At 47.5% G+C, this 15,930-nt stretch carries 13 protein-coding genes and 1 pseudogene; 11 read left to right on the top strand and 3 right to left on the bottom strand.

From position 1 onward, the window contains the following. Positions 1 to 1,078 (bottom strand): AGE family epimerase/isomerase (locus tag I2H74_RS10095; RefSeq protein WP_229106542.1); only part of this gene is annotated, 1,078 nt, incomplete at its 3' end. 348 nt (positions 1,079 to 1,426) lie between these two features. Between I2H74_RS10095 and I2H74_RS10090 the strand changes: the two genes are divergently transcribed. The 4 genes from I2H74_RS10090 (at position 1,427) to I2H74_RS10075 (ending at position 4,077) form a co-directional block, all read left to right on the top strand. Continuing rightward, positions 1,427 to 1,753, top strand: a complete 327-nt coding sequence (locus tag I2H74_RS10090; protein ID WP_195573831.1) for an antibiotic biosynthesis monooxygenase family protein — start codon at positions 1,427 to 1,429, stop codon at positions 1,751 to 1,753. 162 nt (positions 1,754 to 1,915) lie between these two features. Then, positions 1,916 to 2,410, top strand: a complete 495-nt coding sequence (locus I2H74_RS10085; protein WP_195573830.1) for a cation:proton antiporter regulatory subunit — start codon at positions 1,916 to 1,918, stop codon at positions 2,408 to 2,410. A 5-nt stretch (positions 2,411 to 2,415) separates the two neighbouring features. Further along, on the top strand, positions 2,416 to 3,645 hold the full coding sequence (locus I2H74_RS10080) for a cation:proton antiporter (RefSeq protein ID WP_195573829.1): 1,230 nt from the start codon (positions 2,416 to 2,418) through the stop codon (positions 3,643 to 3,645). 75 nt (positions 3,646 to 3,720) lie between these two features. Beyond that, positions 3,721 to 4,077, top strand: a complete 357-nt coding sequence (locus tag I2H74_RS10075; RefSeq protein WP_195573828.1) for a hypothetical protein — start codon at positions 3,721 to 3,723, stop codon at positions 4,075 to 4,077. Between the two features lie 322 nt (positions 4,078 to 4,399). On the opposite strand, the gene I2H74_RS10070 is transcribed toward I2H74_RS10075, so the two are convergent. Further along, a complete protein-coding gene (locus I2H74_RS10070) occupies positions 4,400 to 5,653 on the bottom strand; it encodes a TrkH family potassium uptake protein (RefSeq protein ID WP_420707438.1) in 1,254 nt (417 codons plus the stop codon). On the opposite strand from I2H74_RS10070, the pseudogene I2H74_RS25270 reads away from it, so the two are divergent. Then, a pseudogene (locus tag I2H74_RS25270) lies at positions 5,592 to 5,720 on the top strand (hypothetical protein); the annotation flags it as partial. The gene I2H74_RS10070 and the pseudogene I2H74_RS25270 overlap by 62 nt on opposite strands. Positions 5,721 to 5,817: 97 nt before the next feature. Here the strand turns inward: I2H74_RS25270 and I2H74_RS10065 are convergent. After that, the gene (locus I2H74_RS10065) at positions 5,818 to 7,146 is read right to left on the bottom strand and encodes an MFS transporter (RefSeq protein ID WP_195573826.1); all 1,329 of its coding nucleotides are present in this window, start codon (positions 7,144 to 7,146) and stop codon (positions 5,818 to 5,820) included. Between the two features lie 245 nt (positions 7,147 to 7,391). Here I2H74_RS10065 and I2H74_RS10060 point away from each other — a divergent pair, with 245 nt between their 5' ends. The 6 genes from I2H74_RS10060 to I2H74_RS24580 all read left to right on the top strand — a co-directional run. Continuing rightward, the gene (locus tag I2H74_RS10060) at positions 7,392 to 10,139 is read left to right on the top strand and encodes a CHASE3 domain-containing protein (RefSeq protein ID WP_229106541.1); all 2,748 of its coding nucleotides are present in this window, start codon (positions 7,392 to 7,394) and stop codon (positions 10,137 to 10,139) included. A gap of 29 nt (positions 10,140 to 10,168) precedes the next feature. Beyond that, positions 10,169 to 11,023 carry a CheR family methyltransferase gene (locus I2H74_RS10055; protein ID WP_195573824.1) on the top strand — a complete coding sequence of 285 codons (855 nt, stop codon included), beginning with the start codon at positions 10,169 to 10,171 and terminating at the stop codon, positions 11,021 to 11,023. A gap of 208 nt (positions 11,024 to 11,231) precedes the next feature. Next, the gene (locus I2H74_RS10050) at positions 11,232 to 11,720 is read left to right on the top strand and encodes a MarR family winged helix-turn-helix transcriptional regulator (protein WP_229106573.1); all 489 of its coding nucleotides are present in this window, start codon (positions 11,232 to 11,234) and stop codon (positions 11,718 to 11,720) included. After that, on the top strand, positions 11,714 to 13,441 hold the full coding sequence (locus I2H74_RS10045; protein ID WP_195573822.1) for an ABC transporter ATP-binding protein: 1,728 nt from the start codon (positions 11,714 to 11,716) through the stop codon (positions 13,439 to 13,441). The genes I2H74_RS10050 and I2H74_RS10045 overlap by 7 nt, the downstream gene beginning before the upstream one ends. Beyond that, entirely contained in the window at positions 13,438 to 15,309 is a 1,872-nt protein-coding gene (locus I2H74_RS10040) for an ABC transporter ATP-binding protein (protein WP_195573821.1), read from the top strand. Before I2H74_RS10045 ends, I2H74_RS10040 begins: the two co-directional genes overlap by 4 nt. 124 nt (positions 15,310 to 15,433) lie before the next feature. Next, a partial coding sequence (locus I2H74_RS24580) for a polysaccharide deacetylase family protein (RefSeq protein WP_229106572.1) occupies positions 15,434 to 15,930 on the top strand: 497 nt, incomplete at its 3' end.

Raw genomic sequence — 15,930 nt, 5'->3', positions numbered from 1 at the left:
CCTGCTCATCCACCGACCAGAACCATTCTCCTCCCTCGCGGGCATCGATCAGGTGCTGCTTGGTATAACGCCACAATCCTTCGACGATCGGCAGGAAGTTGGCGTCCTTTGTTCGTTCATAGGCGTTATAGAAGCCCACGATCGCTTCTGCCTGTACCCACCAGATGCGAGCACGGTCGATATGATCGCCTTCTTGCTCATTCACAAGCGATCCATCCTCCTGAATCGCATGACGTGCAATATTATAGGCGATATCAATGACCATCTGCATATGCTCAGGCTTCTCCATCCCGATGGTCTTCATCGCGCGGTCGATAAGCCAGCTCGCTTCGATGTCGTGACCGAATGATCGGAGATCAAGGAGCGAGTTCCACTCCTTATCGAAAAACACGCCAAGAAACTTCGTTTCCTTGTCGTAGATATGATGGTACAGTTGATCAAGGAGCCGTCCAAGAGCGTTCCTCAGCGCTGAGTCGGGCCACGCCGCATACAGATTGGTATAGCCCTCAAGCACATGTATATGGGTATTCATGGTGATCTCCGCTAGAACGCCGTTTTCACTCAGCATCTCATTTGGCTGTTCATGCCAGGCCCGATTGAACTCCTCTTTATAGGCGCTATGCTCAGCATCGTACCCCTTATCCTCCATCAGCATAAACAGCTGCTTGGCATATTCCAGCGCTTCCGAGTCCCCGGTGGCTCGGTAATACTCGCTTAACGCATAAACGCCAAATGATTGTGTGTAGACATGCTTTCGCGTATCCACAGGCTGTCCCTCAGCATCAACCATCCAATACAGGCCGCCATATTGGTGATCAAGCACATGATCTCTTAGGAAGAGGTAAGCATGCTCCGCCAGCTCGCGATAGCTTGGATCTTGAATCACTCGGTAAGCCGCGGAGAAGGTCCACAATAAGCGGCAGATGGCGATTCCGCCCTTGTTAGCTTGAGGGTATATCTTAAGCGAGGCATCGACCGCTCCGTAGAAGCCGCCATGCTGAACATCCTTCAATTTGCTCCAGTAGGGAAGAATATGGTCAGTTAATTCCTTATAGACCTCCTGAGCGAGATTCTTCATGTTGCACCTCCTTTTTTATTAAGTAAACGATAACTTTATTCAAATGTATATGCCAACGGAATCGCTGTCAATGATCGAAATGTACGAAACAGATTGATTGGAAAGAAAAATGATTCCATTCAGTTGTTAGGTATGGTAAATACATAGAGAAGTGTGATTGTGCAAAGCTCATATTTGTTACTTTATCGATTAACTAATTATTGAAGGAGTTTATTAGAGGTCGAGCTTGAAAGCAGCTATTTTCGGTCAAACGGAAGTGCTGACATTTCCAATATTAAATTGACAATGATAATCTTTATCAATAGACTGAGAATAACGGCAATTATTCGAAGTAAGGAGTGTGTCGCAATGTTTATTGAAACGAAGACGATCACGGTTAAAGAAGGGACGTCCCAACTGGTTGTGGACCGCTTCTCTGGACCTGGAATCATTGAGCAATCCGAGGGCTTTATCGATTTGAGCGTGCTTGTGAAAAAGGTTCGCCGCGGAGATGAAGAGGTCGTCGTGCTGATTCGCTGGGAGTCTGAAGAAGCTTGGAAGAAGTGGGAGACGAGCGAAGCCCATATCGCCGGACATCGCGCAAGCCGCGGGAAGCCGAAGCCAGATCATATTATCGATTCCACTCACGCCTTGTATGAGGTGAAAAGCTCCAAATCAGCAGCAGTTCCATCCTAAAAGATCAAGCATCTAAATCACCCTAATTCAGACAAAAAAGTTTGAATTGGGGTGATTTTGTGTAAAAAATAGTACAATTTCATAGACTAGGAGGTGAAATCTCAGGTTCGCCCGTTTTTATGTTATAATATTTCCGTGAAAACATTTATGGAGGTAGATGTAATGACTCAAATCAAAGAAACGGATCTGCCGGGAATCGGCCGAAAGTTTCAAATCATCACGAAAAGCGGAGACAAATTGGTGATCATCATCCATGACGATGGTCGTCGCGAGCTCTTCCATTTCGATTATGACGATCTTGATGAGAGCGTGTCCATGGTGTCCTTGGACGACGATGAGGCAAGGCAGATTGCAGGTATCGTAGGCGGCTTGTCCTATAAACCGAAGGCGCTTGAGAATATCGAGGTTGCGCTTGATGATCTGATCATCGAATGGTTCAAGATTGAGACAGGTTCCTCATGCGCTGGCTGCACTATCGGTGGGCTTGATGTTCGTCGTAAGACAGGAGCAGCGATTATTGCGGTGATCGAGCAGGATGGAAGCAAGACAATCAATCCGGGACCTGACTATGCCTTTAAGGAAGGAACGATGCTTGTCGTTGCGGGTGAGAGACCACAATTGAAGACGCTGAAAAACATTTTAACAACTGGGGGTTAAAGCAAATGGATCATGTTGTACTTGAGCTGGGGTTGGCGGTTGGACTTGTCGCCCTTGCCGGTCTCTTGTCCTCGAAGCTTCGATTCTCCGTCATTCCGTTTTATATCCTTGTCGGAATGATTGTAGGCCCTCATGCTCCTAAGTTTGGAAACTTTGACTTCCGATTTATTGAGAGTGGAGAGCTAATCGAGCTTCTAGGCAGAATGGGGGTTCTATTCCTTCTCTTCTACTTGGGACTGGAATTCTCCGTAGGTCGATTGATTAAGGCGGGGAAATCGATTGCAATCGGTGGAACCATCTATATCGCCATTAACTTTACGTTAGGGCTGCTGTACGGCTTCTTGGCAGGACTTCCTTTCCAAGAGGTGCTTGTCTTGGCAGGCATCACGAGTATTTCATCCAGTGCCATTGTAGCGAAGGTACTGATCGATCTAAAGCGGACCGCGAATGCGGAGACCGAGATGATCCTAGGGATCATCATGTTCGAGGATATTTTCTTGGCGGTGTACATCTCTGTATTGTCTGGACTTGTTCTAAGTGGAGCAAGCTCGATCGGAGGCGTTATTCTATCCGCTGGTGTTGCACTCGGATTCATGCTGCTGTTCATTATACTTGGACGACTCGCAACGCCGCTTCTGAATAAGGTATTCAATATCCGTTCCAATGAATTATTCCTGCTTGCCGTATTTGCAACGCTGTTCATTGTTGCAGGCTTCTCGGAGACGATCCATGTGGCCGAAGCGATTGGCGCTTTGCTTGTCGGATTGGTGCTGGCAGAAACGGATCATATGAAGCGTATTGAGCACTTGATTCTGCCGTTCCGTGACTTCTTTGGCGCCTTGTTCTTCTTCAGCTTCGGACTGACCATCAATCCCTTTGAGCTGTTGGATGCGTTCTGGCTGTCCATTGGAGCTGTCGCGATTACGTTGTTCGGGAACTTCCTTGCCGGGATGCTTGCTGGACGCAGCGCAGGATTGTCACACAAAGCATCATCTAATATCGGTCTTACGATCGTATCGCGCGGCGAGTTCTCCATTATCTTGGCGAATCTCGGTAAAGCAGGCGGACTCATGCAATTGCTTCAGCCATTTGCCGCTTTGTATGTACTCATTCTCGCTATACTGGGGCCAATCTTAACGAAGGAATCCAAGCATGTGTACCGATTCCTGAATTCCATTTTCCGCTGGGAACAGCGATCGAAGAAGAAAACAGAGGCAAAAGCAACTTCTTCCTAAAAAATATAGAGTGAAGCGATCATCGTAATGTAAACGCAATGGACATTCACAACAGATAATACGAGGGGTGAGAGAATGACGGTAACGTTCAAACCGCATAAAAAGTCGATCAGCATCATACTCGTCATTGCCTTCTTGTACACAGTGTTTGTGCCTATTGCAAGAGTGAATCAAGGGCCGATTCCCTCTAATCATTCGGTATACCAGCTATTAAACGACCAGCTTCAGCCGAATTATTCGCCAGCATCTCGCAAGTTAACGGTTAAGCATCAAGTTGTACTGCCTAAGCTGTCTACGCCGCCTATGGATACGGTGCCGAGAAACATGGCTTGGTTCGAACTTCATACGTTATTCCAATTGAATACAGCGGATACGATATGCCTAAGGCTGCTCAAACTCAAACCGTTAAAGTGTACCTCAACGTACTACTGAAGGGTCTACAACCAACCATCTATTTTTTAGATAAAACTGCCGCTATACCTTGCATACAGAAAGAGTCGAGGTTGTTACAAGCAGTTGTTTTATGTAAAAAATAGTGCGTATGCAACGGGAATGATTCGCGCAAGCAGACTATACACACCTAGGCAGGGTAAAAAAGACATCATGAGAACCGACAGAAGAGAACATAAGCGATATGTCTTGCCGGGAGAAGACACTCGCTACCATGCGATATAATTTCCTAGAGAATCCAAGTTAGCCTAACGGCAAAAAAACGTAAGCCATCAAAGGGCTTACGTTTTTCATGTTGCAAGGTTTAACCGATCATGATCTTGCCTTCTGGGTAGCGGAAGCGAGACCGTGTGCTTCTGCGGTTCATGGCATAAGCAAGTGTAAGTGGACCGACCCGTCCAATAAACATGGCAAGACAGAACACCAGCTTGCCGAAATCAGACAGCTCAACGGTCATTCCCATGGTCAGGCCTACTGTGGCCACGGCCGAGGTCGTATCGAATAAGATATTGAGGAACGGCTGATCCTCCGTCATGGCAAGCAGCATGGAGACGGACAAGACCATAATCAGCGCAAGGAAGATGATCGTTAGCGCCTTTAGAATCTGATCCTTGGACAAGCGTGTGCGGAACAGCACAGCGTCTTCCTGTCCGCGAAGCATGGCAATAACGGCACAAATCAGGATTGCAAACGTCGTTGTCTTGATTCCGCCGCCAGTGGAGCCAGGAGAACCGCCAATAAACATCAGGATAATCATAAAGAACTGTGTGACCTGTCTAAGCTCTGAGATATCCACGGTACTTGTCCCAGAGGAGCGCGTTGAGATCGACTGGAACATCGACGCATAGACCTTGCCGGTAAAGCTAAGCGGCTGCATTGTATTCGGATTTGTATATTCAAAAATAAAGATGAAGATAGAGCCGACAAGAATCAAGATGCCTGTCATGGACAGCACAACTTTAGAATGCAGCGATAGTCTTCGTTTTTCCCGATACTCGTACAATTCAGCAAGTACGATGAAGCCTAAACCTCCTGATATAACAAGGAAAAAGGCAATCAGATTAAAGAGCGTATCGTCTGCATAGGCCTGGAAGCTGTTGCCGAACAAGTCGAAGCCGCCATTGTTGAATAATGACACGCTATGGAATAGTCCGTAATAAAGAGCCTGCTTCCAAGACATCTCAGGGAGCCAGTGCAGCGTAAGCAGAAGCGTAGCGCCAAGCTGTATGATGGCTACAAAGTATATTACTCTTCGAATCGTCCGGACAATGCCCTCCATGCTGTTCGTATTCATCGACTCCTGGAGGATCAGGCGCTCCTTCAAGGAGATTCGTTTTCCAATCATAAGATAGAACATGGTCGCTACGGTCATAAAGCCGATACCACCAATTTGAACGAGCGTCATGATGACACACTCGCCAAACATCGTATACGTCATTTGGGTATCCACTACGGTTAACCCCGTAACGCATAACGCTGAGGTCGCGGTAAATAGGGCATCCACCCAACTCAGCTGCACACCATCGTGTACGGCAATCGGCAGCTTCAACAGCGCCATGCCAATGGCAATAAGTGCGACAAAGCCTGTAACCAGAACACGGGCAGGTGTCCAGCGAACAATATAATTTTTCCACGAACTCATCGTATCACCTCCCATTTGAACCAAAACCCTCTTAGCATATCGTGTCCAAAATGGTTTTGCAAATGACAACTTATCAAACTTTACGACATGGAGGGTGAATGTGCCGGCTTTTCTTTACGTTGAATGTCGCGAAACATGTAATAGTAGCAGACGGCAGCGGTTACATAAAGCATTCCCGTAATCGTAAAGGTTATGGCATAGCCCCAATAGGTTCCATATGTCGTAATGAGACCGGATTGGACCGTGCCCATGCTGGCCCAGCCCAGCATAAAGGCCGTCTGGGTACAGGAATTGGCAATGCCTCTCCGCTTATCGGATACTCGTTCCACCATAAGAGCCGATTGTATCGGATTCGCTGCATTCATCAAAGCTTGTCGGAACAAGAAGCTGATGGCTGCGACGACAAATAAGGTTGTAAAGCCAGTGAGCAGCAAGAACGGCAGCGACAAGAGCTGAAAGAAGAACACAGCGCGCACTTGCCCTACTTTAGCTGCTAACGATGGACCTATAAGCATCGATATAATGGTCATCACCTGTCCTAAAGAAACAAGGAAGCCTACTCCTGTAAGGGATATTTCAAATCGATCGGTAAAGTAGAGGTTCAAGTAAGGCACGACAAGACCAGACCCTAAGCCGATCAGCACCTGTGCAAAGGTGAATTTTGCAATCAGCACGACATCCCGTCGCTTTGACTCTCGTGATTCTTGGCCGCTGCCTTGTGCGGCTGCTGCCGTATGCTTCTCATTTACGTTAGAAGCAGACGAGTTAGAAAGAGACGTCTTTGCTGCTACAACATCTTGCTTGCTGTCCTTAACAAACAACAATGGGATAAAGGACACCAATGTTGCGATACCACCGATCATAAGCGAGGTCTGCAAGCTGGTAATCTTCTCAAATCCCCATTGCTGCATCCAATCCGCCCACATGCCGCCTCCGATGCTTCCGATGACCTGCGCCGCCAGCACCATCGAAGCATGGTAGCTGAACAAGCGAAGCCGCTGGTCAATACGCGTGTTGGCCGCAAGGAAGGGGATAGCGATAACTTGGTAAAAGGATATAAAAAGGCCAGAGCCTATCGCGAATAGCTGCAGCGCCCCCTCGGATGTAACAAAGGATCGCCCAGTAAAGAACAGGCCCGTCATCATGGCTCCCACAATCAAAATATGCTTGCGGCTGAAGCGATCGCCCATCAGGCCAATGGGGATAAACATAAGGGCCGTTGCCAGTGACTGAATGCTGACAATCGATCCATTCATCTCTTGGTTATAGCCAAGTGATTGAATATATAAGTTGTAAAGCACGGTGAACATGCCGCTTCCGAACTGATACAGCAGATTCGACAGGAAAAACAATCGAATATTAGGATGCCAATCCTTGATCTCCGACTTGAATCGATGCAGCAGGTGCATAATGGGTTCTCCTCCGTATGTCATTGATGCCATACAGTATTGTACCAAGGGAACCATTGGAAGGAAAGATTGACCTATTCGAATTATTCGGTTACAGGTGGGTTCTTTGCGGTTGTGTACTAATGTAACCGTTTGAAAGCTACCCAAAGTTTATATAAGTAACTTATAATAATGAATAACAATTATTGTTTGTGATGGTTAGTGAAATAAACGAAGGTTAATTTACAGTAGGAAAGAGGGGGAACATGAGTCGGCTTAATATCAGGATGAAGATTATCATAGGATACATGCTTCTGTTGGCATGTTTGCTCATATCGATGATCGGCGTAACGTCCCAGATTGATACGATCGAAAGAGAAGTGCGCTTTGTCGCAGATCGTGTGGTCGGAGCGAGTGACCTGGCAAACCAATTAGAAACTCATTTGCTTGATATGGAGACGGGCCAGCGGGGATATGTCATTACAGGCAATCCAACTTATTTGGAGCCGTACCAAGCAGGTAGATCCTCCTATGAAGAGGACTATATGAAGCTCATGGAGCTTGTAAAGGATAGTCCGCTTGAAGTGGAGCGTTTGGAACGAATTAATACCTATATCGGCAACTGGATCAAGGAAGCCGGTGACCCTGTCATCGAAATGAAGCGGAACGGAGAAAATCTCGAAATTATAAAATTTTTTAATGATGATATCGGAAAGCAGTACATGGATAAAATTCGAAATGATCTTAGCGCGTTTAGAGAATTTGAACGCGATCTAGCCAATAGTCGTGTGCAGGAGATGGAGAAGCAGGGGAGTATTCTGAAGCTGGTCTTGTATGGTCAGTTCGTATTCCTAGCTGCTCTTGCCGTTTTGCTCGCATGGTATATCTCCAAATCGGTCGTTCGCACGCTTCGCGATGTCACGATGATGATCCAATCTATCGCTGCAGCAAGCGGCGATTACTCGAAGCGGGTTCAGGTACGATCCAAGGATGAGGTCGCAGAGCTTGCTAACGCCACGAATCAGCTCATCGACATGCACGCGGAAGACTACTGGGTCAAGACCGCATCATCAGAGGTGCTTCGCAGCTGTCAGGATATCGACCATTCGAAAGAGCTGGTGCAGCAATTTATCAGCAAGCTTGCGGAGACGCTTGGAGCTTCTTATGGCGTGTTCTATGTTACCGAAGACAAGGGTACGGATACGGTGCTTGTGAGGTTCGCTTGCTATGCGGCAGAAGGAGGGGAAGCCGGAGAAGATCGCATCGCTCTAGGGGAGGGCCTGGTTGGCCAAAGTGCGCTTGATGGCAAGGTCATGGAACTCAAGGATGTCCCGATTGAACATGTAAGCATCACATCAAGCATTAGCAAGATTAAGCCTCGAAACTTATTTATAGCGCCAGTCAAATATAAAGGAAGAGTCATCGCTGTGCTTGAGCTTGCGAGCCTTGGCGCATTCGAGCAGAAGCATCGCAGCATCATCCGAGATGTCATTGAGCCGTTCGGTACGATGTTGAACACGGTTGAGAATCGGATGGAGATCGAGCGCCTGCTGCTTGAATCCCAGACGATGACAGAGGAGCTTCAGACCCAGTCTGAAGAGCTTCAAATGCAGCAAGAAGAGCTTCGCATGACCAACGAACAGCTTGAAGAGCAGAATCGCAATGCTCTACAGAAGTCGAATGAGCTTAACCAAATTCGAATTGAGCTGGAGCAGTATGCGATGAAGCTAGAGCAAAGCTCGCAGTACAAGTCGGAATTCCTTGCGAATATGTCTCATGAGCTGCGCACGCCGCTCAACAGCATGCTGATTCTATCGCAAATGCTGGCTGAGAATGGTGAAGGGCGCCTGTCTCACGAGGAAGAGGAATACGCCCGTGTCATCTATACCGCAGGAAAAGATTTACTCAATCTAATTAATGACATACTCGATCTGTCCAAGGTAGAAGCCGGTAAGCTCGATGTCGTCATTGATGCGATGAATCTATCCGAGCTTCCCATGCAAATGAAGCTTCAATTCGATCAAGTGGCAGAGCAGAAGGATCTTGAATTCCATGTCGAGCGGGATGAATCGCTCGCCGATATATTCTATACAGATGAACAGCGTCTCCATCAGATTGTGCGCAATCTCCTGTCCAATGCTTTTAAATTTACGGAGCATGGATCGGTTACGCTTCGAATCTCGAAGCCAAAGCAGGACATGCTTGCACATGTGGATATTCATCAGCATCCTTCAGATCATCAATGGCTTGCGATCTCCGTTCAAGATACAGGCATCGGAATTGCGGCAGACAAGCAATCCATTATATTTGAAGCTTTCCAGCAAGCGGATGGCCGTACGAGCCGCAAGTATGGCGGAACAGGGCTTGGCTTATCGATTTGTAGGGAGCTGTCACGCCTACTTGGCGGAAAGGTCTTCCTTGAGAGCGAGGTGGGTGTGGGAAGCACCTTTACGGTGATTATCCCTTCATTGCCGCCTAAGGGGGAATCGGTAACGGAATCGGATCAGGTCCTCCTTCAAGCAGCGGCAACTAGCGAGACGATTCGAATCGAGCGTCCTGAGTCGATGTTTACGGAGTCCAAAGAACCGTTGTCCTCAGAATCGGAGACACCAGAGGAAGAGGAGACAAAATCCAGACCGTTCGAAGGCAAAAAAGTGCTTGTCGTCGATGATGATATTCGTAACGTATTTGCCCTGATGAACATCCTTGAGAAGGAAGGCGTTGAGGTGATTGCTGCTCATGATGGCGAGGAGGGGCTGAGCGAGCTTGAGAAGCATCCTGATATTAACCTCGTGCTCATGGATATCATGATGCCGGTTATGGATGGGTATGATACGATTCAAGAGATCAGAGGCATGCCGGATTACGAGAAGCTGCCGATTATTGCATTGACGGCGAAAGCGATGAAGCAGGACCGAGAGCGCTGCCTGGAGGTCGGTGCGTCTGATTATATTAGCAAGCCGATTAATTTGAACCAGCTGTTCTCTCTGATGAGAGTATGGCTGAGTAAATAAGAAAAGGTACAGGGATGGAACATCATAACATGACAAATCGGTATGAAAGCTTGAATGCTGCTGATGCTGAAGAGATAACGGAGCTAGAGATCGATTTGCTTCTTGACGGCTTGTACCGTAGATACGGATATGACTTTCGCCATTATGCAAGGTCTTCGATCAGAAGGCGGCTTCAATATCGGATGAACCGTGAGAAGGTGCCTTCCATCACCGCGCTGCTTGAGCGAATCCTATTCGATCCAGAGGCGGTTGATCGGCTGCTTCAGGACTTATCGATCCGTGTTACGGAAATGTTCCGAGATCCCTCGTTCTTCCTCGCACTTAGGAAAAAAATCGTGCCTGAGCTTCGTAAGCTGCCGGAGATCCGAATTTGGCATGCGGGCTGCTCGACAGGCGAGGAGCCCATATCCATGGCGATCCTGCTTGAGGAAGAGGGTCTTGGAGACAAAGTAAAGATCTATGCCACCGATATGAACGAGGAAGCGCTGAATGTAGCGCGCAAGGGAGCCTATCGACTTTCGTCCATGCAGAGCTATACAAAAAATTATTTGCAAGCCGGCGGGATAATGGAGTTCTCCAAATATTACACGACTACGGAGAGCGAGGCCATTTTTAACCGTGAGCTGATGCAGCGCATTCTCTTTTTCCAGCATAATCTCGTGATGGATCGATCGTTCAATGAATTTCACCTCATTATATGCCGCAACGTCATGATTTACTTCGATGACAGGCTGCAGCAGCATGTGCACCAGCTGTTCCATGAGAGCTTGAGCGTGAACGGCTATGTGGGACTTGGCAGCAATGAATCCATGCTGTATGCGGAAGAAGTGTCTAAATATCGGACGGTTGATGCCGTGGAAAAAATATATCAAAAGCTTCACTAACGAGTGAAGCTGAACAGAGGGCCCCTTCGTCGTGAAGGGGTCCTTTTATGCTGAGGCACGGGAAAAAGATGTGAAAAATCTGGCTCGGTTATGTGTTTGACACGAGGTTTTTTAGAGGTATATAATTAGATTCCTAATTAATATAGTGTTTAATTATTAGAAAAACTATTTAATAAACAAGTTATGAAATGGAGTTGAGGTGAGTGTAATGGTAGAGCTGCAGGCGACAGCGAACGAGCTGGTGGAATCTCTTGTGCTTATTCACAGATCGGGCTGGTATCGCCGAATATTAAATGGTCAGAAGAAAAACGACTTGATGCTGTTGCTTCATCTTCGTAGACAGGAAGATCTCGGGGAACCGGATATGCGCGTGTCCGATATTAGCAAGCTTCTTCAGGTAACGTCCCCAACGGTGACACAGATGTTGAATCCGCTAGAGAACAAGCACTTCATTCATCGATATGTTGATCGAGTGGACCGTAGAGTTATAAGAGTAACGCTAACGGAAGAAGGACGCAAGTTTACGGATGAGACCGTAGATAGCATTCGCAAGCAATTGAATCATCTGGTGGAATACCTCGGTGAGGCTGACAGCCTGCAATTGGTTCTGCTTATGCGCAAGATTTCTGAGTACAGAGAGGAAGCAAGCTCCATACTAGCAATGAATGATCAGACAGGAGATGAAAAGGAATGTTGAAGTTGTTCCGCTACTTGAAGCCTTTCCGAGCGCCAATCGTGTTTGTGCTTCTACTCGTATTTATTCAATCCTTATCCGATCTGTATCTGCCGAATTTGATGTCGAAGATCGTAGATACAGGAATTGTAGAAGGCGATGTGCCTTATATTTGGCGTGTTGGCCTTATCATGCTTGGGGTTGCCTTGATTGGTACCGCATGTATGATTGGGGCAAGCTACTTGTCAGCTAAAGTCGCAACAGGCTATGGCAAGCAGCTCCGTTCACGCGTATTTAATCACGTGCAGCACTTCTCGCTTCAAGAGTTTGATGAAGTCGGTACAGCTTCATTGATTACGCGCACCACGAACGACATTACACAAGTGCAGCAAGTCTTGGTGATGATCCTTCGCATGATGGTCATGGCGCCGATGATGTGTATCGGTGGGATTATTATGGCGGTGGAAAAGGATGCGAAGCTGACGCTGATCCTGCTTGTCATTATTCCACTGCTTGCGCTCGCTGTCTTCTTGGTTGCGCGCAAAGGAATTCCGCTCTTCAAAGCGATGCAGAAGAAATTGGATAAGCTGAATCTCGTTCTTCGTGAAAGCTTGATCGGGATTCGTGTTATCCGTTCATTCAATCGAGTGGACGATGAAAAGGAACGTTTCCAAGCGGCCAATAAAGATTTGACGGATACAGCTGTTCGAGTCAACCGCATTATGGCTTCCTTGATGCCGATTATGATGTTTGCGATGAACTTCGCAACGATATCGATTGTATACTTTGGAGCAAAGCAAATTAATGCTGGGGATTTGATGGTAGGCGACATGATGGCATTTATCCAATATGCGATGCAAATTATGTTCTCCTTGATTATGGTATCGATGATGTTCGTGATGATTCCACGTGCTTCCGCGTCGGCTGCGCGTGTGAATGAAGTGCTTGATATGAAGCCGGTGATTACAGACAAGCTTGAGTCTAAGAAGGATACGGGTTTACGCGGATATGTGGAGTTTGACCGTGTAACCTTCAGCTACCCAGGTGCAGAAGAGCCTGCGCTGTCCGACATCTCCTTTGCCGCCCGCCCAGGTGAAACGACGGCGATCATCGGAGGTACAGGGGCAGGGAAATCTACGCTCTTGAACCTGATTCCGCGCTTCTATGATATCGATAGCGGCAGCATTAAGGTCGATGGCATCGATATCCGAGATATGGCGCAGGAACAGCTGCGCGAGAAGATTGGACTTGTACCGCAGAAGGCAGTGCTGTTTACAGGTACGATTAAGGATAATATTCGATACGGCAAGGAAGATGCTACAGACGAAGAGATTCGCCATGCAGCGGCAATCGCGCAGGCGACGGACTTTATTGAATCGATGAAGGACGGCTTTGATTCCCCAATATCTCAAGGGGGAACGAACGTATCCGGCGGACAAAAGCAGCGCTTATCTATCGCCCGTGCATTGGTACGTCGACCTGAGGTTTATATTTTCGATGACAGCTTCTCGGCGCTCGACTTCAAGACCGATGCCAACTTGCGCAAAGCGTTGAAAGGCGAGACGACAGAAGCGACAGTCATTATCGTGGCACAGCGCGTAAGCACGGTTATGGATGCCGATCAGATTATCGTCATGGATGAAGGCCGTATTGCTGCCATTGGTACGCATAAGGAGCTGCTTGAGACAAGTGAGGTCTACCGCGAGATTGTGTCTTCGCAGCTGTCTGAGGAGGAGATCGCATGAGTAACAAAGATAAAGCACCTAAACGCGGCGGCGGTCCCATGGGAGGCCCAATGGGCGGCATGTCCATGCCGGGAGACAAGGCGAAGGACTTTAAAGGAACCTTTAAGCGCCTGCTTGGATATTTGAAGCCAAAGCGCGTAACGTTATTTGTTGTATTTATCATGGCGATCCTGAGCACCGTATTCTCGATTGTCAGCCCGAAAATTATGGGTAAGGCAACGACCCGATTGTTTGAAGGGTTAATGGCTATGATGAATAAGGTGCCAGGCGCTCATATTGACTTTGACTATATTAATGGCATTTTGTTATTGCTCGTTGGTTTGTATATCTTCAGTGCATTCTTTGCCTACGTTCAACAGTACTTAATGGCTGGAGTTGCGCAGAAGATTGTGTACGACATGCGTCAGCAGGTGAATGATAAGCTGAATCGACTGCCGCTCAAATACTTTGATAATCGTACACACGGGGAGATTCTAAGCCGTGTGACGAACGATATCGATAATATCAGTACCACCTTGCAGCAAAGCTTGACTCAGATCATTACATCTGTAGTGACGCTCGTCGGCATTATCATTATGATGCTGACGATCAGCCCTTGGCTGACATTGATCTGTATGCTGACGCTGCCGCTCAGTGGTGTCGTGGTGAAGATGGTTGCTTCTCGCTCACAAAAGCACTTTATGGGGCAGCAAAAATCACTTGGTGAGCTGAACGGTCATGTTGAAGAAATGTACACAGGTCATCAAATCGTTAAAGCCTTCAATCATGAGCAAAAATCGTTGGATGAGTTTGAAAAGATCAATGATCGCTTGTACGATTCAGGCTGGCGAGCACAGTTTATTTCCGGTATTATTATGCCTCTCATCAACTTTGTAGGAAACCTAGGCTACGTATTGATCTGTGTCGTTGGCGGTATCTTTGTGACCAACAAGACAATTACGATCGGGGACGTGCAGGCGTTTATCCAATACGCTCGTCAATTTACGCAGCCCATTGCGCAAACCGCAAATATTGCGAACATCATCCAGTCCACCATTGCTTCGGCTGAACGTGTATTTGAAGTGCTGGATGAAGAGGAGGAAGTACCAGAATCCGCAAGTCCAGCTTCGATTAAATACCCTCAAGGCCATGTCGTATTCGACCATGTTCAATTCGGATACAAAGAGGGCGAGCTCTTGATGGAGGATATGAACATTGAGGCGAAGCCGGGCCAGACGGTAGCGATCGTTGGACCGACCGGTGCCGGAAAGACGACCTTGATCAACCTGCTTATGCGCTTCTATGAGCTCAATGGCGGCGCGATTCGTATTGACGGCGTAAATATCATGGATATGAAGCGCAGCGACCTTCGCACGATGTTCGGCATGGTGCTTCAGGATACGTGGCTCTTTAACGGTACGATCCGTGACAATATTGCTTATGGCAATAAGGATGCTTCTGAAGCGGACATTATTCGTGCAGCTAAAGCTGCTCACGCCGACCACTTTATCCGTACGCTGCCGAAAGGCTATGATACGGTGTTGAATGAAGAGGCGTCGAATATTTCCCAAGGCCAGAAGCAGCTGCTTACGATCGCAAGAGCGATTCTTGCAGATCCTGCGATTCTGATTCTGGATGAGGCTACAAGCAGCGTTGATACGCGTACTGAGGTATTTATTCAAAAGGCCATGACGCAGCTCATGCAAGGACGCACAAGCTTCGTAATTGCACACCGTCTCTCCACGATTAAGAACGCCGATCTTATTCTGGTGATGAACAAAGGTACGGTTATTGAGCAGGGAACCCACCAGGAATTGATGGATCAGGGCGGCTTCTACAACGACCTGTACAACAGTCAATTCTCTGATGATGCCGCAGAGGCCGTATAATTGAATCCTTTTACAGAAGGAGGCCATAATGGTCTCCTTCTTTTGTTGTGGAAAGGATAATTTGGCTTAAGAGTACACAAGCTAACCTTACTTAGAACCCTAATAAGGAGTGTGTACATTGACTATGTTCAAAAAGGCGGTACTGGCACTGCTGATCAGCATCCTCGCAGCAGGATGCGGCTCACAGGCCTCTAACCATAATGCACAAGGTCCTCATGCAGCTAACAACGGCCAAGGCCCTGTTCGAATCTTCTCTACAGGGGCTCCTGATCTGGCTGGGGGAAGCGAAGCATCTAAAAGACAGACGAACTCATTAAGCCTTGCTCAGATTCGTGAGAAGTATAGCTCGAACTTTATTTTGCAGGGGCCTTCCTCTCCACGCCGAGTGGCGCTTACCTTCGATGATGTGCCGGACAAATACTTTACCGTTCAAGTGCTGAATGTCCTGAAGCAGCACAATGTCAAAGCCACATTCTTCGCTGTGGGCAACCGAGCTGAGGCAAATCCTGATATTATCAAGCGCATTGTGAGCGAAGGCCATATCCTTGGCAATCACTCCTATTCCCATGCGAATTTGCCAAAGCTGAATGACCAGAGGTTCCGCGATGAAGTGAATAAGAC

Source organism: Paenibacillus sp. 1001270B_150601_E10 (assembly GCF_015558675.1).
GTDB lineage: Bacteria > Bacillota > Bacilli > Paenibacillales > Paenibacillaceae > Paenibacillus_B.
The sequence above is the reverse complement of the archived record's forward strand: the minus strand, read 5'-3'. Positions and strand labels throughout refer to the sequence as shown.